The following is a 19,503-nucleotide window of genomic DNA, read 5'->3' on the forward strand; positions in this document are numbered from 1 at the left end:
GGTGGAGATTGGCGTTCCCGCAGGCGGTGGAGCGTCCCCAAAGGACAAAGGAGGAGAAGAATGAACCATTTGCTGATCGTGGATGACGAAATCCTCATCGTCAACACCATTCGCGCCCAATATGACTGGGAGAAGCTGAATATTTCCCAGGTGCACACAGCCTACAGTGTGGACCAGGCCGTGGCAGTGCTGGAGAAGGAGCGGGTGGATGTGATGATCTGCGACATTGAGCTGGGCTCCCGCAACGGCCTGGAAATTCTGGAATGGATACAGGAACGCCGCCTGCCTGTGGTGAGCTTTGTGCTCACCGGTCACGCGGAGTTTGCCTATTGCCAGCGGGCCCTGACCCTGGGCTGCGTGGGCTATGTGCTCAAGCCCATCCAGCACGGGGAGATGGAGAAGGTGATCGCCATGGCGGTGGAGAAAGCCACCCAGCAGCGCCGCCAGGACAGTCAGGCCCAGGAGCTGAAGCGGCGGCATGGGCTGGTCAACCAGTTCTGGATGAATGTGATCAGCAACACAGTGGCGGACAACCAGGGGGCAATCCTCCGGGAGGCGGAGCAGCTGGGGGTGGAGCTGCGGGCCGGGGACCGGTTTTCCCTGGTGTTCTCCCACTGGCGGCCCTATGCGGAGGAGTCCCAGTTTCAGTTTCGCCGGGACGAGATACGGTACGCCCTGAACAATATTGCCCAGGACATTTTTGACGGCCTGACAGGGGTGCTGCCGGCCTTTGTGGGCAACAGCAATTATTATATCATCCGCCATCCCCAGGGAGAGGAGGCCTGCACCGAGCCCCTGGTGCGGGACTGTCAGTGTATGAACGGCTATGCCCAGGAGTGGCTGAATACCCGCCTGTTCTTCTGCGTGGCGGACCCTCAGCCCCTGGAGAGGCTGTCGGCCCAGTTCCGGCAGACGTACCGGTTTTTCAGCCGTCAGGAGCAGATGGAGGGGGGCGTGGTGGTGCTTGCCACCAGCGACCGGCAGGAGGTGTTCTACTTCAAGCCGGAGGTGCAGCTGTGGTCCATGCTGTTGGAGGTGGGGGAGACGGAGAAGCTGCTGGGGAAGATCGGAGAGTATCTGGACGCCTGCGTGGAGCGCCAGGCCTGGAACCGGGCGGCGCTGTGCTGGTTCTGGCAGGACCTGGAACGGGTGATTGACGGGGTGATGAAGCGGCGGGGCAAGGGCGGCTATGTCATTGGCCCCCAGACAGAGCTGGAGCCCGGCCAGGTGAAGGCCCGGGTGGCGGAAATTATGGAGGAGGCCGGAGCCCAGCTGAACCCCGGCGGGGAGAAACGCTCGGTGGCGGACCTGGCGAAGGTGTACATTGACGGCAACATTATCAATGGCGACCTGTCCCGGGGGACCATAGCGGCCTATGTGGGGGTGAACCCGGAGTATCTCTCCCACGCCTTCAAGCGGCAGGAGAACATCACCCTGCTGGACTACATTGTGGAGCGTCGGGTGGAGACAGCCTGCGCCCTGCTGAAAAACACCCAGCTGTCTGTAAGCCAGATCTCCGCCCGGCTGGGGTATATCAATTTTTCGTACTTCTCCCACATTTTCAAGAAGAAGACAGGACAGACGCCCGCAGCCTACCGTAAGCAGACGGCCTGTGCCGAATAGGTCTGGGGCACAGCAAACCAGCGGCGTTGTCCGGCAGACGTCACAAGCCCAAAGGCAGTATTACACAACGCGGTAGGCTCCGCGATAGTCTTTTGTCCCCCCAATAAGAATGACCCTGCCTGCGGGAACCGCGGACAGGGTCATTTGTTTACTTTGCAGAGAGAAGCGCCGGCCCATTCTCAGGCCTCCATGGCCTCCCCCTTGTAGTCAATATACCAGCTCTCCCGCTGCAGCGGAATCTCTCCCTGCAACATCCGGCACATGGAGGCGGCAGTCTCCTCCGGCTCAATCTGGGCGGTAGTACGCCCCATTTCGGTGTTCATGCGCCCGGGATGTACCGCGTAAAAGTCCGCTTGAGGATACGAGGCGTTGAGAATGCCGCAGACCTTGGTGGCCGCCGCTTTCGACAGCCCGTAGCAGGGCACCCAGGTGCCGCAGCTCTTGATGCCCACCCCCTCAGAAGTGACAACAAAGAACTGCCCGCCGGGCCGCAGCACAGGCAAAAAGCTCTGGGCCGCCCGGATGGGGCCAAAGGTGTTCACCTGAAAGGTCTTTTCCAGCTCGGCCAGGTCGCATTCGTGCAGCAGCCTGACCCGGTCCTTGGGCAGCAGCACCCCGGCCACTACGCACACTGCGTCAGCCTGGCCCATAAAGGCCTCACACTGGGCGGCTCCGGCTTTCAGCTGGGCCATGTCGGTCACGTCCCCAGGAAAGACCAGCAGCTGGTCCGGGTACTGCTCCTTCAGCGGGGCAAGGGCCTCGTCCCCCAGCACGCCGGCCGCGGTCTGACAGCCCGCCTCCAGCAGAGAGCGGGTCAGGGCCAGCCCCAGGCCCTGAGAGGCGCCGATGACAATGATCTTCTTCATAGGCCGGTCCTCAGTAGCTTTCCAAAAGCTCAATCAGGCATTTCAGGTCGCCGTGGGCGTCCATATAGGCGTATTCGCCGTTGCCCCCGCCATATTTGCCCCGCTGCACGCATTTCATGCCGAAATTCTCGCAGCTGGCAATTTTCTCGTCCATCCCCTTCACCTGGAAGGCGATGTGATGAATGCCCTCCCCGTGCTGGTCCAAAAAGTCCTGCCAGGTGCTTTTAACACCGTTGGGCTGAATCAGCTCGATCTGAATGCCGGGGCCCACGTCGAAAAAGGCCATCCAGCAGTTGGCGTCCGGGGCGGGCTGGCCCTCTACTGTCGTACCGGTCACCTCATACTTGCCGCCGTCAAAGTGGTCGGGCACGGGCACGCCGAAAAACTCCGCGAATTTCCGCTTGGTGGCCTCAATGTCGCGAACGATGAAGCCCACCTGGGCCAACAGATTGTTATTGATTATTCCTGCCATTTTTGAGTCCTCGCTTTCTGCTGATTGCAAAGATGCTTTTACTATGGTTGAGACATGTAGAATGAACGCGTGTTTATTCTGTTCTGGGCGGGGCGCAGGACCCCCGGCACAACAGGGTGCCAGGGAAGAACTCCACCTGGGGCACGTCGGGCTTTTCCTCAATGGTGTCAATCACCCGGTAGATCAAAGAGGAAAACAGCTGATGGAAGTCATAGGCATAGGAGGTCAGCGGGGGAGAAGTGGTTTTGCCCTCAGGCCGGGCGTCCATGCCCACCACCGAGATGTCCTCCGGAATGCGCAGCCCCAGCTCGGCGCAGGCCCGGTAGACCCCAAAAGCCACCCCGTCGTTGTTGGCGCAGACCGCTGTGGGCAGGTCGTCCATACAGCCCTCCAGCAGCTGCTTGGCGGCAGGGTAGCCGGTCTTCTCCTCAATGCCGCCATAGGCCATCCACTTGTTTTTCAGGGTCAGCCGGTGCTTCAGCATGCCCCGCATGTAGCTCTCGTGGCGGTGGATGCAGCTCAGGCGGCTCAGGTCCCCGTCAATCACCGCAATTTTCCGGTGCCCCAGGCTGTACAGATAGTCGATGACCGCCTCCCCGGAGTCCCGCTCAAAATTGGAGGAAATGCGGTGGGGCTGGTCCTCTCCCTCATGGAAGTAGTCGAAGATGCCCACAATCTTGTCCATTTCCAGCAGCTCGTCCAAAAGGGGCTCGGTGTTGCTGACGCCGATGAAAATGCCCGCGTCAATGCGCCCCTCCATAAAGATTTTCCGCACGTTCTGCACATTGGACTTCTCCTCGAGATCGTCCAGAAAGCAGGCCAGCACCAGATAGCCCCGCTCCGCGGCGGCGTCCACCATCAGCATAAAATACTGGCTGGTCAAAGGGTCCATAGCCAAACGGCTGCGGCCCACCCAGAACAGGCCGATGGTGTTGGTGCTTTTGCCCGAAAGAACCCGGGCGGAAATCTGGGGATAGTAGTGGTGCTCTTTAATGACCTTCATCACCCGTTCATAGGTCTCGGGGGGAACGTTGGAATACCCGTTTATTACCCGGCTCACTGTGCTGCGGGATACTCCCGCCAGCCGGGCAATGTCGTTGCTGCTGATTCGTTTCATGCTGCCGCGCTCCTTCTGACTTGTTCATAGCTGTTTATATTTTAGTACATACGGGTAGAAAAGTAAAGTGGTATAGAAGAAGCTTTGTGATATTGCGGCGGAAAATGGGAAGGAAGTAGGAGGTGGCAAAAGAATATAAACACGCATTCACGCAGAAATATACTAGCATTTTTGGCTTTCAGCTGTCAAGGGGGATCGCTGAAAAATCGGTGTGAAAACGTATGATTGTGAGTTATGCACAAAATGAACTCATATAATAAGTACATATATGCTAAATCGTATTTTGCCTCTTGCAAACGCGCGTTTATCATGATATAATGAACCCGATGAATAGCCCTGCTGGACAACATACCGTCGAAGGGCGCATAAAATAGCCGGAAGGCCAAAAAATGCCGGATTTTCGGAAGTTTTTCCCAGGCCCGGCCCTTTCCGGAGGAAAAGGAGTTGAAAGCGATTGGCACAAGACAAAGTTGATCTGTGGGACCGCTCCCGCGACCGTTCCATCCTCCAGGTGTACCATATGGACGCCGGCGAGTGTGAGACTCTGGCGGAATTCGAGTACCTTATCGAGGCTCCCAACTGGTCGCCGGACGGCAGCTTTCTGGTCTATAACAGCGAGGGGCGGGTCTACCGCTTCTGCCTGAAAACCGGCGAGAGCACGCTGATAGACACAGGCTTTGTGGGGAACTGTAATAACGACCACGTTCTCTCCGCCAACGGCCAGAGCATTGCCGTCAGCCACGGCGTCAAAGAGGACCGCCAGTCCCGGATTTACACCGTGCCCATTACCGGGGGCGTTCCCCGGCTGGTGACGCCTCTGGCGCCCAGCTATCTCCACGGCTGGTCCCCGGATGGAAAGACCCTTGCCTACTGCGCCCAGCGAAACGGCGAGTTTGACGTCTACACCATTCCGGCGGAGGGCGGCGAGGAGACCCGGCTGACCGACGCGCCGGGCCTGAACGATGGCCCAGAGTATGACAGCGCCGGAGAGTACATTTGGTTCAACTCGGTGCGGGCAGGGCTGATGCAGGCCTTCCGTATGCGGGCGGATGGGTCGGAGCAGACCCAGATGACCTTTGAGGAGGACTGGAACATCTGGTTCCCTCACATCTCTCCGGACCGCCAGTGGGTGGTCATGCTGGGCTATCGCAAAGGCGATGTAGAGCCCCACGAGCACGTCCCCCACAAGGACGTGGAGCTGAAGCTGATGCCTGCGGCCGGCGGCCCCCTCAAGACCATTGTGTCCCTCTTTGGGGGGCAGGGGACCATCAATGTGAACTCCTGGTCTCCTGACAGCAAAAGCTTCGCTTTCGTCCGCTATGAGATCCGTCCGTAAGCCACGGCAGCGCCGGGCTCTGCGGACCCAAGCAACCCTGAAATGAAAGGATGGAAAGAGACATGAAAACCAAACTGAGCAAGCGTGTGCTGACTTTGCTGCTGGCCCTGTGCCTGCTGGTCAGCCTGGCGGCCTGCGGCGGCGATTCCAGCTCTGGCAGCTCCTCCTCCAAGCCGGAGTCCTCTGAGGCCTCCGGGTCCTCGGGAGAGGCGGAGAGCAGCGGGACCGGCGAGACCGGCAACCCTGACGACGGCCCCCTCGCCCCCTATGCCGAGCCTGTCACCATCACCGTGGGCATGCAGTCCTCTGCGGTGCAGCAGTTCAAGGATGGGGACACCTTTGAGAACAATGTGTGGACCCGCAAGATCAAGGACGACCTGAACATCGACGTAGAGATTGCCTTTACCGCCGATATCAGCACCGACGCCTACAACAACAAGCTGAACACCCTGCTGGCCTCCGACGACCTGCCGGACGTGTTCCGCCACAGCGACCACACCTACTTCAAGCAGGCCTATGAGGCCGGCTATATTATGGACATCACCGGCGTCTACGACCAGTATGCCTCCGACGCGGTAAAGGCCTATGAGGAGCAGTTCCCCGACTGCTTTGAGGGCGTAAAGTTCGACGGCAAAATGTACGCCTACCCCTATATGGTAGACAACTTCCACCAGGCCTTTAACCTGTGGATTCGGGACGACTGGCTGGAGAACACCAAGTCTGAGCCTCCCACCACAGTGGAGGAGATGGTAGAGCTGGCCCGCAAGTTCACCAAGGAAGACCCGGACGGCAACGGCGTGGACGATACCTATGGCTTTGGCATGGCCGGCGATGTTCTGCAGAACAACTACGGCACCCTGAACGGCCTGTTCGCGGCCTATGGCGTGCCCGCCTTCCAGAGCACCGGCATCTTCTACCGGGGCGAGGACGGCAAGATCACCAACTCCTACCTGAATCCCGCCTGCAAGGACGCTTTGACCGTGGCCAAGCAGATGTATGACGAGGGCCTGATTGACCCCGAGTTCGTGGTGAAGGACGTGTCCAACATGGAGACCGACGTGGCCACCGGCAAAATCGGCATGATGTATCATGCCTGCTGGGGCGACTGGCATCCCTTCAACCTGACCTATCAGGCCGACGGCGTCATCACCCGGCCCTACCGGATTCCTGTGGTGGACGGCATAAAGCCCCAGATGGGCGTCCTCAGCAACCAGACCGGCGATCTGTTCATGATCAGCTCCAAGTGCGAGAACCCCGAGGCCCTTATCAAGATCCTGAACCTCTACGAGAAGACTGCCATCAGCGGCAGCGAGGAGGACTTCAAGACCTACTGGGCTGACGAGCAGTACCGCTTCTGCCCCATCTTCATCGGCATTCCTACCGAGCTGTTCTCCGAGCAGGTGCTGGCTGCTATCGACGCAGGCTCCGGCGACTCTCTGGGCGGCACCGCGCTGCAGTATTATAACTACTCCACCGGCTTTGGCTATGGCGACGGCCCCCTGAAGGACGACACCAACGCCTACGGCACCTGGGGACAGATCAGCCCCTACGGCTCCATGCCCATCGACCTGGCCCACCAGGCGGCTGGTGAGGAAGTGGTCAACATTATGGCCAACGACATTCCCGACATCTGGGTGCAGAATTCCTCTGTGCTGGGCGACATGGTGCTGCAGGAGTTCACCGACATCATCACCGGCGTGAAGCCTGTGGACCACTTTGACCAGTTTGTAACCGAGTGGCTGAATGCCGGCGGACAGGAGACCATCGACGAGCTGGAAAAGCTCTATCCCGCTGAGTAAAAGAGAGTCTCTCATCAAAAAGCTTACCTCCTGATTTCGAGATAGAAGAATTGGTTCAATGGGCCCGGGGCGAAGAGATTTGCTTCGGGCCCGTTGATTAGGGCTTGTTTGAAAATAGGGGAAATGACGGAATTTTGACCAGAAGCGGTCAGCTTCAAGGAGAAGAACCGCTGTAGTTAGCTACGCTAACTACGCCAATACTTGCGTATTACGAGGATTTTCGACACAGAAGATGGCTGCTTCTAGGTAAAAAGACGGCGTTTTCGATTTTTCAAACAAGCCCTAGGAGGAAGACCCTTCCGCTCCTCCAAAAATACATTTTCCCAGTCCCCAAGCAAACCCCAGTCCCCAAAAATCATTTAGGTGGTGAATCATCCAGTGAGCAGTCGATCCTCTCAGGCCGGAAAGGCCCTGGAAAAACCCGCGGCCGGTCCCGCCCGGCGCAAAGACCGCTTTCAGCGGGAGCTGCCCCTTTATCTCATGCTGATTCCAGCTGTTGTGCTGGTGGCCATTTATTCTTACGGCGGCATGGTGGGCACCGTGATCGCGTTTCAGAAATTCAACCCCGCCAACGGACTGTTCGGCTCAGAATGGGTGGGCCTGAAGAACTTCCAGAATCTGTTCTCCATGCCCAACTTCTGGCCGGTCATCCGCAACACCATTGTCATCTCTCTGGCAAAGATGGTAGGCAACATCATTGTCCCGGTCACCTTCTCCCTGCTGCTCAATGAGGTGAGAAAGTCCGGCCTCAAGCGCACCTACCAAACCATGGTGTACCTGCCCAACTTCCTCTCCTGGATCATCCTCTCCGGCATCTTTGTGGATATCCTCTCTCCCAGCAGCGGCATTGTGGGCCGGCTTTTCACGGCCCTGGGGGGCAAGGCGCCCTTCTTCCTGGGAGACTCCTTCTGGTTCCCCATTACCATGGTGGTCACCGATGTGTGGAAGAACTTCGGCTTCAAGTCGGTCATCTACCTGGCCGCCCTCACCGGGGTGGACCCCGCCCTCTACGAGTCCGCCTCCATCGACGGCGCGGGCCGCTGGCGGCAGACCTGGCACATCACCCTGCCGGGCATTCTCAGCACCATTGTGCTCATGACTGTGCTCAGCATGGCGGACATCCTCAACGGCGGCTTTGACCAGATCTACAACCTGTACAGCCCTGCGGTCTATTCCACCGGCGACATTCTGGATACCTTTGTCTACCGCCTGGGTATTGAGCGCACCCAGTTCGCCCTGTCCACCGCGGCGGGCCTGTTCAAGTCCGGGGTGTCCCTGGTCTTTATCACCGCGTCTTACTGGATGGCCGACCGTTTTGCCGGCTACCGGATATTCTGAGGGAGGTATTATAGAATGAAGATCAGATCAACGCCCTCCCGTAAAATTTTCATGGCTTTTGACTACCTGCTGCTTACAGCCATGTCCCTCATCTGCGTTCTGCCCATCATCAACCTGCTGGCCATGTCCTTTTCCAGCAAGGTGGCGGTGGCCTCCAACCAGGTCACCTTCTGGCCGGTGGAGTTCAACACCGCGGCCTACAGCTTCATTCTCACCAACGGGCAGTTTATCACCTCCCTGGGCATTTCGGTGCAGCGCACCATTCTGGGCGTGGCCCTGAACATTGCCCTTATCATCCTCACAGCCTATCCTCTGTCCAAATCCACCACAGAGTTCCGGGCCCGTAATATTTTCTCCTGGTTCTTTGTCATTACCATTCTGTTCAACGGCGGACTGATCCCCAACTATCTGGTGGTGAAGTGGACCGGGCTGATGGACACCCTGCTGGCGCTGATTCTGCCCGGCGCGGTGAACGTCTTCAACATGCTGGTGGTGATGAACTACATGCGCAGCCTGCCCAAGGAGCTGGAGGAGGCCGCCTATATTGACGGGGCCGGGCATATTTCCACCCTGTTCCGGGTCATTCTGCCTGTGTGCACCCCCACCTTGGCCACAGTGACCCTGTTCGCCTTTGTCTTCCACTGGAACAGCTGGTTTGACGGCATGATCTACATGAACGCCACCACCCGCTATCCCCTGCAAACCTATCTGCAAACCGTGGTCATCAACCCGGAGGCCTTCTTCCGGAACGTCACCAATGTCAGCCAGGAGATGGGCACCTACCTGAACCTGGTGAACGCCCGCACCACCAACGCGGCCCAGATGTTCCTGGCCATGGTGCCGGTGCTGTGCGTCTATCCCTTCCTGCAAAAATACTTTACCACTGGCCTGGTCATGGGCAGTGTGAAGGGCTAATAAGTCAAAATAAAAAAGGAGAATGCACCATGAACACGCCTGTCAAAAAAGAGGGCTTTATTCAAATCAATATTATTGTCAAAGACATTGAGGCCGCTGCCAAGGCCTGGGCCGCCCTGCTGGGCGTCGAGCCCCCCCAGGTGCATGTGAACCACCTGGAAGGCGGCGACAACTACACCTACCGGGGCAAGCCTGTCAGCTGCGACCTGAAGGTCTGCAATATCGACATGGGGAATTTTGTCATTGAGCTCCACCAGCCCGCCGGGGGCGAAAGCTCCTTCCAGGAGTACCTGGACCGGCACGGGAACGGCGTACACCACCTGGGCTTTGAGGTGGGCGGCGACCGGGACAAGATCATCCAGGAGCTGGCCGCAGAGGGCTATGACGTGAACCGCACCCTGGGTATCTACCCGGGCAGCAGCTGGACCATTGTGGACAGCGAGGACCTGCTGGGCGTCAACCTGAACATCAAGCCGGTACGGTAAGGGGGGGACAGGCGTGCGATTCGGCGGATTCATCTTCCAGCCCTGGACCAGCCCCCAGGAGTGGGCCCAGGCCGCTCTGGCGGCAGGCTACTCGGCTGTGTACTTCCCAGTGGACCACACCGCGCCCCAGAGCCTGATTGACGGCTACCGGGACGCGGCCCGGGAAGCGGACCTGGTGATTTGCGAGATCGGGGTGTGGAACAACACCCTGGACCAGGACCCGGTAAAGCGGGAGGAGGCAGTGGACCGGGCAGTCCGCCAGTTGGAGCTGGCGGACTATGTGGGGGCCAACTGCTGCGTGAATATCGCGGGCTCCTACAGCGCCCAGTGGGACGGCCCCCATCCGGACAATTTCACCCCCAAGGCCTTTGAGGACATTGTCCTCACCACTCAGCGCATTATCGACAGGGTGAACCCTCAGAACACCTGCTATTCCCTTGAGCCCATGCCCTGGATGTATCCGGACACCCCGGAGTCCTACCTGGCGTTGATTGAGGCTATTGACCGGCCCGGCTTTGGCGTGCACCTGGACATGGTGAACGTAATCAACAGCCCGGCCCTCTACTACCGCAACGGCGAGGTGATTCGGGACTGGTTCCAGAAGCTGGGGGACCGCGTCCGCAGCTGCCACGCCAAGGACATCCGTCTTGCGGGCAGGCTCACCGTGCACCTGGACGAGTGCCGCCCCGGCGCCGGCGGTCTGGACTACCGGACCTACCTGGAATGCGTGTCCCGGCTGCCGGAGCGCACCTGCCTGATGCTGGAACACATGACCGAGGCCCAGGACTATGTAGAGGCCACCCGCTACCTGAAGGGGCTGGCGGCAGAGATGGGGCTGACTCTGTAACCAGCGCAGAAATAGTAGGCGCATTAAAAAATGGTACATGCTGGCTTTTAAACTCGGCAACAAAGCTACTTGATTTAAAAGAGATAGAATACCTCTTTTAAACTGCATTACCGACACAATAGAAAAGGACGGACAAGAAGCAGCTGCTTCCTGTCCGTCCTTTCTTGTTGTTGCTTTAGCTCGATGAACCACCGGCTCAGCCGGTGAGGATAGAATTGTGAAGAATAAAACGTCTAAGGTATAGTAGAGACTGACCCGTTTACAGGCAGAAGGGCGGTTATTGCACTTGGAAAGTCTCTTTTCAGTACCTCTTGAGAGGTAGCTGGTTCCATGCCCTTTTAGGGCTTGTGCATGGATTCTGCATGGGGACTTGCCGCCAAGGGCAGTGAGACCCCCCAGACATTCGGGAGTGTCCCTTTCACAGATTTTGTGCAGGGGTAGATATGATCTGTCTACTCCCTGGAGGAACCGGGCCTTGGGAGAGACGGGCGGACACGCTGGCTCGCCTCTGAAAGGACCCCTGGCCGTGCATCAAATAAAATGCGAGACAAGACACTCCCAGGCAGCCCCTGGCCCCAGCTGCCATGTACGGCCCCAGGGGAGGCTTCGCCTCACCCCAAAGCCTGAACCGCCTGGGCGGCCATAAGCACTCCCAGCTCGCCGCTGGGGAAGTTCAACCCGCCCTGCATCCACACCGCATAGGGCTCCCGCAGAGGCGCGTCGGCAGAGAGCTCAATGGAGGACCCCAGGGTGAAGGCTCCCGCCGCCATAATAACATCGCTGTCATACCCGGGCATGGGGCTGGGCTCCGGGGCCACAAAAGCGTCCACCGGCGAGGCCTGCTGAATGCCCCGGCAAAAGGCAATAAGCCGCTCCCGGCTCCCCAGCTCAATGGCCTGAATGATGTCTGTCCGCATTTCCTCCGGGCCGGGGGTCACCGGGTAGCCCAGCTCCCGGAACAATGCTGCCGCGAACACTGCCGTCTTCAGAGCCTCCCCCGCCGCAAAGGGAGCGTGAAAAGCACCTAAAAACAGCTCCCGGCTGTGGCCCAGGGTGCAGCCCAGCTCCCGGCCGGTGCCCGGGGTGGTCAGCCGGTAGGAGCACAGCTCTACCAGGTCCCGCCGCCCGGCAATGTACCCTCCTGTGGGCGCAATGCCGCCGCCGGGGTTCTTGATCAGAGACCCCGCCATCAGGTCCGCGCCCCGGGCCGTGGGCTCCTCCCGCTCAATAAACTCCCCATAGCAGTTGTCCACCATCACAACACAGCCAGGAGCCCGACGCTTGGCCAGAGCGGCCAGCTTTTCAATTTCAGCCACAGTCAGCGAGGGCCGCAGGCTGTACCCCCGGGAACGCTGGATGTACACCATTTTACACTCCGGGCCGATCTCCCGCTCCAGCTCCTCATAGTCCGGGGTCCCGTCCGGCAGAAGGTCCACCTGCTCGTAGACAATGCCGAAGTCCTTGAGACAGCCCGGCTCCTCCCGTCCCGGCAGGCCAAAGACCCCCTGAATGGTGTCATAGGGAGTGCCTGTGGCGCACAGCACCGTGTCGCCGGGGCGCAGCACCCCAAACAACGCCACAGTGAGGGCGTGGGTGCCGCTGACAAAGTTGTACCGCACCAAAGCATCCTCCGCCCCAAAGGCCTGGGCATACACCTGGTCCAGCACATCCCGGCCCCGGTCGCCGTAGCCATAGCCTGTGCTGGCGGCAAAGCAGCTCTCGCTGACCCGGGCCTGCTGAAAGGCGGCAAGCATCTTCTGCTGGTTCCACCGCTGGGTCGCCTCAATTTTCTCAAACTGGGACGCGGCACGCTGGCGGGCCCGCTCGGCCGCCTGGGCAAGAGCAGGGTCCAGATTAAAGTACGGGAAATTTTCCATGATAGCATCATCCTTCCTGTGAGTATATGACAGTCAATAGAAATATCACTTGCGCCCCGGCTAAGGCTCTGGGGCGTGGTTCGACAAAATAGGGGCCTGCCGCAACATTTGATTTCAACCTTTGTGGTGACTGCCTGAGGACAGAGCCGGCAGCACAAGCGGGTTTTGTTCTGTAATTAAGACGGCAGAATGGGAGTCTCACCCCGGGCCTCTGCGTATCACCAGAACACAATGCCTGCATCAACCTGCCACCGTGCCCTCCAAACTGCGCCACCGCCCTGCGGTCTTGTATCCCCGTCGGGCATAGAAGCTGCGGTTCTTTCCTGCCTCCCGCAAAATGTACAGCCGCCGCCCAGGCAGAGCCAGCTCTACCCGGCGCAGCAAAGCAGAGCCCAGCCCCTGCCCCCGGCAGGCCTCCTCCACAGCCAAGGCGGACAGCACCGCCTCCTCTGGGGTCACAGCGGACACCACCGCGCAGCCAGTGAGCCTCGCGCCCTCAAAGGTCCCAAAGGAGAGCGCAGCCCCATGCCGCAGCCTGTGGGACAGGTCCAGGTGGAAGCTCTCCTGATGCAGGCTCATACCAGCGGCGGACATCAGCCGCCCCATGTGGGGGATGGCGGGGAAGGGCTGCACAAATTCGGGGCCGGGCCCGGCTGCGGCGGGCAGGTTCTTGGCCAGCACCGGGCCGCCGCTGTGGGCGGTCCAGCCCAGCGCCTGGCAAAACCCAGCGGAGCAGGTCAGCGCACCAGGCCCCAGCATCTGGATAAAGGCCCGGGCTTCCTCCGGGTCCTCCGGCAGTCCCACAGCGGAGAGCGTCCCGTCCAGCAGGCAGTAAGCAGCGGTATCGCTGAGCCAGAACTGGGCAAAGCCCCAGCCCAGGCCATAGGCCCCGGCCACAGCCCGCAGACGGCATCCCAGGGCCGAGCCCTGGCACAGACGGTCAAGCCGGGCCTGGTCCTCAGGGCTCTCCGCAAAGCGAATCATACGCGCCTCCTTGTTTCACATAAGGAAAGAAAAATGCCCCGCTCAGCCGCGAGGCATCTTTTTGGTCAACACAGGCGAACTTACTTGACAAAATACATCACCGCGTTGGCCACCAGCACCAGCACAAAAAAACCGATGGCAATCACCTTGGTCCAGCGGGACAGAAAAGCGTCCACAGACCGGGCCTTGTTTTTGGAGAGGAACGAGTCCGCGCCGCCGGTGACAACGCCCATGTTTTTCTGGTTGCCCTCCTGCAAGAGCACCACCAGGATGATAGCTACCGAGAAAATCAGCAGCGCAATGGCGAAAACAATTTCCAGAACCGTCATACTTCTTCCTCCTAAATGCCCGTCCGTCCCCGGGCACACATTTCATACCAATAGATTATACCATGTCCCGGCTCATTTTGCAAGACTTCTTTCCCACTTTTCCGCACATTTTCTCTGCAAAAAAATTTTGGGGCGGCTGCATAAGGAGAGGAGGCCGGGCCACAATAGTAACAGCGGCACGGAAGCGTTTGCGTGCCTGGCAGCGGTATTGCCCAGCAGGGCCGGAGGAAATCTCTGAAGAATACGGCGGGCCGGGCTCCGGCTGCTCGCCCACTGACAGAGCCGGACCCGGCCCCGCCAGCGGGCTAATTTTTTGCAAAGCCCAGCGTGACGCTGGACCCAATACGCGGGGCGCTGAGTTGACGAAGTCAACTCATAGGCACAGCCAGTGCTGGCGGCAGCTTGCAGTGGAGCTTGTGGTCGCGGTTAGTAGCGGCGGCTTGCCGCAGGCTTTTGGTGGGGTGCTGACTGGGGTGACGCAAGTGGGCAGGCGGATTTTGGGGTCACAGTTCAAAAGAGGTTTTACCTCGCGGGTGAGCTCGTGCTGCCTTGCTTGAAAATCGGTACATGCCGATTTTCAAGTGTGTTTACTATAAATACATGGGGGGCTTTGACGGTCGCGTACATCAGCAGCTCACTTTCGCAACAAAAAAGTAGGGGAGGCATTCCTCCCCTACCGATAGTACATACCCGGAAAATTGTGTGCTTTAAGACTTCTGGTCTCGCTCGGTGATAAATTTCTCCAACAGCCGCAGGACCTCCCGCACGTCGATGGGCTTGGCAATGTGGGCGTTCATGCCCGCGTCCAAACAGCGTTGCACGTCCTCAGAGAAAGCGTCGGCGGTCATGGCAATAATAGGCAGGTCCTGGTCCCCGTGGTCCAGCGCCCGGATCGCTCTGGCGGCTTCCAGACCCGTCATCACCGGCATACGGATATCCATAAGCACCGCCTGGTAATACCCAGGAGCCGAATCCTTCAGCATATCCACGCAAATCTGGCCGTTCTCCGCCCAATCCAGCTCCAGACCATATTCAGACAGCAGCTCGCTGGCAATCTCCCAGTTGAGCTCATTGTCCTCTGCCACCAGCACCCGCCGGCCGGTAAAGCTGAACCCGGACTCAGTGTGCGCCTCGGCCTCCTCCGGCTGCTCCGCCATCTGTTGAAGTGCGGCGTCCTCCGCCGCATACTGGCGCAGGCCGTAGAACAGGGTGGAACGGAACAGAGGCTTGGAAATGAAACCGCTGACCCCCGCCGCCTTGGCGTCGTCCTCAATGTCACTCCAATCATAAGCGGAGATGAGGATGATGGGGATATGCTCGTCTCCCAGATTTCTCCGCAGGGCGCGGGTGGTGCTGATGCCGTCCATGCCGGGCAGCTTCCAGTCCAGCAGAATAATCTGATAGTCGTCACGCCTCTTGTGGCGGGCCTCCACCATGCGCACAGCCTCCTCGCCCGAGAGGGTCCATTCAGCGTTGACGCCAATGGACTTCAGGGCTGTCACGGTGCTCTCACATAGCTGGCGGTCATCGTCCACCACCAGCATGTTCCACCGGGGAAGGATCATATCCGCCTCAGTGGCCTCAGCCTTTTCCATATCCAGCGCCACATGGAACTGGGTGCCCTTGCCCTGGGTAGACTCCACATCTATAGTGCCGCCCATGGTGTCAACAATATATTTGGTGATGGCCATGCCCAGGCCGGTACCCTCGGTTTTGTGTACCCGCGCGCTGTCCTCCCGGGCAAAGGAGTCGAACAGGTGCTCGATAAAATCAGGGGCCATGCCAATGCCATTGTCCTTTACCCACAGCAGCACCCGGACAAAGCCGTCTCCCTTGGGAGAGGGCTCCTGCTGCATGGTCACCTGGATGTCGCCCCCGTCAGGGGTAAACTTCACAGCGTTGGACAGCAGGTTGAGCATAACCTGGTTCAGGCGGACACTGTCGGTGAGAACATTTTCAGAGGTGATATTCAGGGTAGTGACCCCAAAATTCTGGTGCTTGGCCTTGATTTGAGGCTGCACAATGCTGACAATGCTCTCCATCATCTCCCGCAGCGACACCCGGTCGTAGCTGAGGGTCATTTTACCGCTCTCAATCTTGGACATGTCCAGCACATCGTTGATCAGCCCCAACAGGTGGCGGCTGGAATTGGAAATTTTATGCAGGCAGTTCTGAATCTGCTGGGGGTTGTCCATATTGGCAGTGGCAATGGCGGTCATGCCCACAATGGCGTTCATGGGCGTGCGGATATCGTGGCTCATGTTGGAGAGGAACTCGCTTTTGGCCCGGGTGGCCCGTTCGGCCCGCTTCTGGGCCTTTTCGGCTTCCCGCCGGGCGTCCACCGCCAGGGTGAGGGCCTGCTCTGCCGCTGCCCGGGCGTCCTCCACAGCCTTTAGCTGCCGCCGGTTGATCCGGGTGTAGCCCACGAAGATAAAGACGAGCACGCCAAAAATGACTCCGCAGCACAGAAAACCCGCGGCCAGCAGCCGCTGGCTGAGCTGGTCGATATTCTCATTGATGGACCCATAGGGCAGCACCGTGAGCAGATACCACTCGGAGGAGGGGAGCTTGGTGCAGAACAGCCTGCGGCGCTCGCCCTCAATGGTGAACTCGGTGGAGTAGTTATCCTCTGTCTCCATGGCGGCGGAAATCTCCTGGATGTAGGTCTCAGGGGTCTTGCCCTCCACCTCGTCATACAGATTCAACGCCCGCTCAAAGTAGCTGTCCCGGTAAGCGTCGCTGGTGCGAATAACAAAGCTGCCGTCCTTGCGGATAATGAAGGAGTACACCATGCTGTCGTTGACTTCCAGCGAGAGAGTCTCGGTGATATAATTGGTAGAAATGGTGCCCACCAAAGCCAGGCTCAGCTGGCCGCCGTCCATCTGGTAGCGGGCGGGCACACCCAGCAGCACAATGCTGTTGCCCATGTCGTCGGTTCCCACAGCCACCTTGGTGCTGCCATTGCGCAGAGAGTCCAGAAAGGGCTGGGGGTCGGTGATGTGGATGCCGGGCCCATGGAGCATCTCAAACTCCCCGTCCTCTGAGAGGAGGGCCAGCTGCTCAAAGCCCCGGGCCGTGCTGCTCGCCCGCAGCTCCTCCACCACCTGGTGCCGGTCCACGCCCTCCCGCTCAAAGTCCGGGCCGATCGACTCCACCATGCTCCGCACCTGGTCCAGGCGCAGGTCGATGGTGGTGCCGAAATGCATGGATATCTGCTCAGAAAGGCTCTTCATATAGGTCCCGCCCACCTGAGAGATAGTGGCGCTGCTCTGCTCCTCCATATAATGGGCCAAAAGGAAGAACATGAGAAAGGTGGCAATGCACAGGCCGATAAAACTGCCGATCAAAAAGCGGTTCGGATTCTCCTTCCCTGGTTTACGCTGGTTCATTCCTGTGTCACAGCCCTTCTTTATAGGCTTTTATGGCGCTTGCGGTCTTTTCAAAGTCCGCAAGCACCTTGGGGTAGAGCTCCTTGGCCTCTGGGGTCACGCCGCCCCGCAGGGCCTCGGTCAGCTGGCTGCTGCTCTCCTGCAGCAGGGAAAAGCTCAGGTTCTGGCACATGCCCTTGATGGTGTGCGCCGCCCGGAAGGCCTCCTCGTAGTTCTCCGCCTCCCAGGAGCTCTGAAGCAGCTCGATGGTCTTGTCGTCCAGAAATTTCAATACAAATTTCTGAATGAACTTTTCGCTGGGCAGCCGGGAGCTGACCTCCTGATAATTGCCGCCCAGATTTTCATAGCACTGCTGAAGCGTCATGGCGATCCCCTTTCTTTTGGTGAAATAACTTTTTTATCCTTTTTCCGCCCCGCCTTTTGCGGAGAAACCGGCTTTTCCGGCTACAGGCACAGCCCCTCCGCCTCGCTGCAGCCCAGCGCCAGGTTCATGCACTGAATGGCCGCGCCGGACGCGCCCTTGCCCAAATTGTCAAACTGGGCGGAGACTACGATCCGCTCAGAATTTCCTGTCGCATAAATTTTCAGGCCGTCCCAGCCAGACATGCCGTTTCCGGCCAAAAAGCCGCTGGCCGCAGCCGGGTCGCCGGTTTTGGCAACCTGAATGAACCGCTGGCCCTGATAGTATTCTTCGTAGAAAGCCCCCAGCGACGCCGGGTCCGCTTCCTTTGCCAGCAGCTCAGAATACAAGGGGACAGAGACCAGCATACCGCTGTAATAGTCGTCAATAACCGGCAGGAACAGCGGCGTCCGGACAAGCCCGGTAATCCGCTGCATCTCCTTCAGGTGCTTGTGCTGCTGCGTCAGGGCATACGCTCTGCCGGAGGCGAGCTCTGCCGGCCGGTCCTCGCCTTCATAGACCGCGATGGTCCTTTTGCCGGCCCCGCTGTAGCCGGAGAGCCCAAAGCTGCTCACCGGGTAATCCTTGGGAAGAATGCCCCCCGCAATAAGAGGATACACCAGGGAGATAAAGCCTGTGGCATAGCAGCCGGGCACCGCAATCCGCTTGCCCGACTGCACAGCGGCCCTGTGGGCTGCTGACAGCTCCGGGAGCCCGTAGGCCCAGCCCGGCTCGGTCCGGTGGGCGGTGGAGGCGTCGATCACCACGACCGCCGGGTTCTCCGCCAGCGCGGCAGACTCCCTGGCCGCCTCGTCCGGCAGGCAGAGAAAGACAAAGTCCGCGGCGTTAATCAGCTTTTTCTTTTCATTCGGGTCCTTTCTCAGCGCCGGATCGATCTCCAGCAGCGCAATGTCCTCCCGCCGCTGAAACCGCTCATGAATCCGCAGCCCTGTGGTCCCCTCGCTTCCGTCAATAAATACCTTTGTTTTCAAAAAATTACCCCTCCTGTCCCCAGGGGCCCGCTCCTCACTCAAACTCAATAATCTCAGACTGGTTGGTGTAGACGCTGGCGCCCTTGGCGTCTGTCAGCGAGGTCTCGCTTCCATCATAGAATTTATACTGTCCCCGCCCCGCCTGCTTTACGGCGTAAAGGGCCTTGTCGGCCGCCTGCATCATGGCTGTAAAGTCCGGGCCCATCTGCTCGGTGGTGGCCACGCCCATGCTCAGCGAAATGGTGAAGCCGTCAAAATTCTCTCCCTGCAGGGCGGAGTGGATTCGGTGGATAATGGGCTCCAGCTCCTGGTGGTACTGGAAGAACACCACATACTCGTCTCCTCCCACCCGAGAGACAATATCCCCGCTTCGGGTGGTCTTTTGCAGCTTTTCGGCAATGTGGATGAGCAGATTGTTGCCAAAAAGGTGCCCATAGGTGTTGTTGGCCTGCTTGAAGAAGTCGCAGTCGAAAAAGGCCAGGGCATAATTGTCCGCGGGGTTTTCCCGCAGCCGGGCCTCTGCCTGCTTCTGGGCGCTGGTCAGGTTCAAAAGGCCGGTCAGGCCGTCCAAAGAGGCCCGGCGTTCCAGGTTTTCCAGATAGCTGCGGGAGCTGTGAATGTCCACCGCCTTGCTAATGACTCCCCGCAGCTCAGGGGGCTCATCCTCCGTCCACAAAGACTGCAGCACAAAGCGGTACCATCTCATCTCGCCGTTGCAGTTCATCTTGCCCTCA

Annotated in this window: 17 protein-coding genes; 7 read left to right on the forward strand and 10 right to left on the reverse strand. The window is 59.2% G+C overall.

What is annotated here, in order from left to right:
• Positions 1-60: 60 nt before the first annotated feature.
• A complete protein-coding gene (locus ACTO5E_RS04485; RefSeq protein WP_482301933.1) occupies positions 61-1,623 on the forward strand; it encodes a response regulator transcription factor in 1,563 nt (520 codons plus the stop codon).
• 179 nt (positions 1,624-1,802) lie between these two features.
• Here ACTO5E_RS04485 and ACTO5E_RS04490 read toward each other — a convergent pair whose 3' ends face one another.
• The 3 genes from ACTO5E_RS04490 to ACTO5E_RS04500 form a co-directional block, all read right to left on the reverse strand.
• Entirely contained in the window at positions 1,803-2,489 is a 687-nt protein-coding gene (locus tag ACTO5E_RS04490) for an SDR family NAD(P)-dependent oxidoreductase (protein WP_482301935.1), read from the reverse strand.
• 10 nt (positions 2,490-2,499) lie between these two features.
• A complete protein-coding gene (locus ACTO5E_RS04495; protein WP_482301937.1) occupies positions 2,500-2,961 on the reverse strand; it encodes a VOC family protein in 462 nt (153 codons plus the stop codon).
• A 73-nt stretch (positions 2,962-3,034) separates the two neighbouring features.
• On the reverse strand, positions 3,035-4,078 hold the full coding sequence (locus tag ACTO5E_RS04500) for a LacI family DNA-binding transcriptional regulator (protein ID WP_482301939.1): 1,044 nt from the start codon (positions 4,076-4,078) through the stop codon (positions 3,035-3,037).
• Between the two features lie 454 nt (positions 4,079-4,532).
• Here ACTO5E_RS04500 and ACTO5E_RS04505 point away from each other — a divergent pair, with 454 nt between their 5' ends.
• The 6 genes from ACTO5E_RS04505 to ACTO5E_RS04530 all read left to right on the forward strand — a co-directional run bounded on the left by ACTO5E_RS04505 (position 4,533) and on the right by ACTO5E_RS04530 (position 10,798).
• A complete protein-coding gene (locus tag ACTO5E_RS04505; protein ID WP_482301940.1) occupies positions 4,533-5,414 on the forward strand; it encodes a TolB family protein in 882 nt (293 codons plus the stop codon).
• A 62-nt stretch (positions 5,415-5,476) separates the two neighbouring features.
• The gene (locus ACTO5E_RS04510) at positions 5,477-7,213 is read left to right on the forward strand and encodes an extracellular solute-binding protein (protein ID WP_482301942.1); all 1,737 of its coding nucleotides are present in this window, start codon (positions 5,477-5,479) and stop codon (positions 7,211-7,213) included.
• A 378-nt stretch (positions 7,214-7,591) separates the two neighbouring features.
• Positions 7,592-8,551: an ABC transporter permease gene (locus ACTO5E_RS04515; protein ID WP_482301944.1), complete on the forward strand. Its 960-nt coding sequence runs from the start codon at positions 7,592-7,594 to the stop codon at positions 8,549-8,551.
• Positions 8,552-8,566: 15 nt separating this feature from the next.
• On the forward strand, positions 8,567-9,466 hold the full coding sequence (locus ACTO5E_RS04520; protein ID WP_482301946.1) for a carbohydrate ABC transporter permease: 900 nt from the start codon (positions 8,567-8,569) through the stop codon (positions 9,464-9,466).
• A gap of 29 nt (positions 9,467-9,495) precedes the next feature.
• Entirely contained in the window at positions 9,496-9,951 is a 456-nt protein-coding gene (locus ACTO5E_RS04525; RefSeq protein ID WP_482301948.1) for a VOC family protein, read from the forward strand.
• A 13-nt stretch (positions 9,952-9,964) separates the two neighbouring features.
• Positions 9,965-10,798 carry a sugar phosphate isomerase/epimerase family protein gene (locus ACTO5E_RS04530; protein WP_482301950.1) on the forward strand — a complete coding sequence of 278 codons (834 nt, stop codon included), beginning with the start codon at positions 9,965-9,967 and terminating at the stop codon, positions 10,796-10,798.
• Positions 10,799-11,409: 611 nt separating this feature from the next.
• Here the strand turns inward: ACTO5E_RS04530 and ACTO5E_RS04535 are convergent.
• The 7 genes from ACTO5E_RS04535 to ACTO5E_RS04565 all read right to left on the reverse strand — a co-directional run.
• Positions 11,410-12,675: a methionine gamma-lyase family protein gene (locus ACTO5E_RS04535; RefSeq protein ID WP_482301951.1), complete on the reverse strand. Its 1,266-nt coding sequence runs from the start codon at positions 12,673-12,675 to the stop codon at positions 11,410-11,412.
• A gap of 240 nt (positions 12,676-12,915) precedes the next feature.
• Positions 12,916-13,659, reverse strand: a complete 744-nt coding sequence (locus ACTO5E_RS04540; RefSeq protein ID WP_482301954.1) for a GNAT family N-acetyltransferase — start codon at positions 13,657-13,659, stop codon at positions 12,916-12,918.
• Positions 13,660-13,739: 80 nt separating this feature from the next.
• Positions 13,740-13,988: a preprotein translocase subunit SecG gene (gene secG, locus ACTO5E_RS04545; protein WP_482301955.1), complete on the reverse strand. Its 249-nt coding sequence runs from the start codon at positions 13,986-13,988 to the stop codon at positions 13,740-13,742.
• A 707-nt stretch (positions 13,989-14,695) separates the two neighbouring features.
• The gene (locus tag ACTO5E_RS04550; protein ID WP_482301957.1) at positions 14,696-17,377 is read right to left on the reverse strand and encodes a hybrid sensor histidine kinase/response regulator; all 2,682 of its coding nucleotides are present in this window, start codon (positions 17,375-17,377) and stop codon (positions 14,696-14,698) included.
• 7 nt (positions 17,378-17,384) lie between these two features.
• Positions 17,385-17,741 (reverse strand): Hpt domain-containing protein, encoded by a 357-nt coding sequence (locus tag ACTO5E_RS04555; RefSeq protein WP_482301959.1) that lies wholly within the window; start codon positions 17,739-17,741, stop codon positions 17,385-17,387.
• 80 nt (positions 17,742-17,821) lie between these two features.
• Positions 17,822-18,769 (reverse strand): N-acetyl-gamma-glutamyl-phosphate reductase, encoded by a 948-nt coding sequence (gene argC, locus ACTO5E_RS04560; protein ID WP_482301960.1) that lies wholly within the window; start codon positions 18,767-18,769, stop codon positions 17,822-17,824.
• A 34-nt stretch (positions 18,770-18,803) separates the two neighbouring features.
• Positions 18,804-19,503, reverse strand: a 700-nt coding sequence (locus ACTO5E_RS04565; RefSeq protein WP_482301962.1) for a GGDEF domain-containing protein, incomplete at its 5' end; no start/stop codon positions are given.

The sequence above is a fragment of the Acutalibacter sp. genome, from assembly GCF_056800975.1.

What these genes read in the sequence shown, in the direction of transcription:
- ACTO5E_RS04485 (WP_482301933.1), top strand. Translation starts at nt 61, where the DNA reads ATGAACCATTTGCTGATCGTGGATGACGAAATCCTCATCGTCAACACC.
- ACTO5E_RS04490 (WP_482301935.1), bottom strand. Translation starts at nt 2,489, where the DNA reads ATGAAGAAGATCATTGTCATCGGCGCCTCTCAGGGCCTGGGGCTGGCC.
- ACTO5E_RS04495 (WP_482301937.1), bottom strand. Translation starts at nt 2,961, where the DNA reads ATGGCAGGAATAATCAATAACAATCTGTTGGCCCAGGTGGGCTTCATC.
- ACTO5E_RS04500 (WP_482301939.1), bottom strand. Translation starts at nt 4,078, where the DNA reads ATGAAACGAATCAGCAGCAACGACATTGCCCGGCTGGCGGGAGTATCC.
- ACTO5E_RS04510 (WP_482301942.1), top strand. Translation starts at nt 5,477, where the DNA reads ATGAAAACCAAACTGAGCAAGCGTGTGCTGACTTTGCTGCTGGCCCTG.
- ACTO5E_RS04520 (WP_482301946.1), top strand. Translation starts at nt 8,567, where the DNA reads ATGAAGATCAGATCAACGCCCTCCCGTAAAATTTTCATGGCTTTTGAC.
- ACTO5E_RS04525 (WP_482301948.1), top strand. Translation starts at nt 9,496, where the DNA reads ATGAACACGCCTGTCAAAAAAGAGGGCTTTATTCAAATCAATATTATT.
- ACTO5E_RS04535 (WP_482301951.1), bottom strand. Translation starts at nt 12,675, where the DNA reads ATGGAAAATTTCCCGTACTTTAATCTGGACCCTGCTCTTGCCCAGGCG.
- ACTO5E_RS04540 (WP_482301954.1), bottom strand. Translation starts at nt 13,659, where the DNA reads ATGATTCGCTTTGCGGAGAGCCCTGAGGACCAGGCCCGGCTTGACCGT.
- secG (WP_482301955.1), bottom strand. Translation starts at nt 13,988, where the DNA reads ATGACGGTTCTGGAAATTGTTTTCGCCATTGCGCTGCTGATTTTCTCG.
- ACTO5E_RS04550 (WP_482301957.1), bottom strand. Translation starts at nt 17,377, where the DNA reads ATGAACCAGCGTAAACCAGGGAAGGAGAATCCGAACCGCTTTTTGATC.
- ACTO5E_RS04555 (WP_482301959.1), bottom strand. Translation starts at nt 17,741, where the DNA reads ATGACGCTTCAGCAGTGCTATGAAAATCTGGGCGGCAATTATCAGGAG.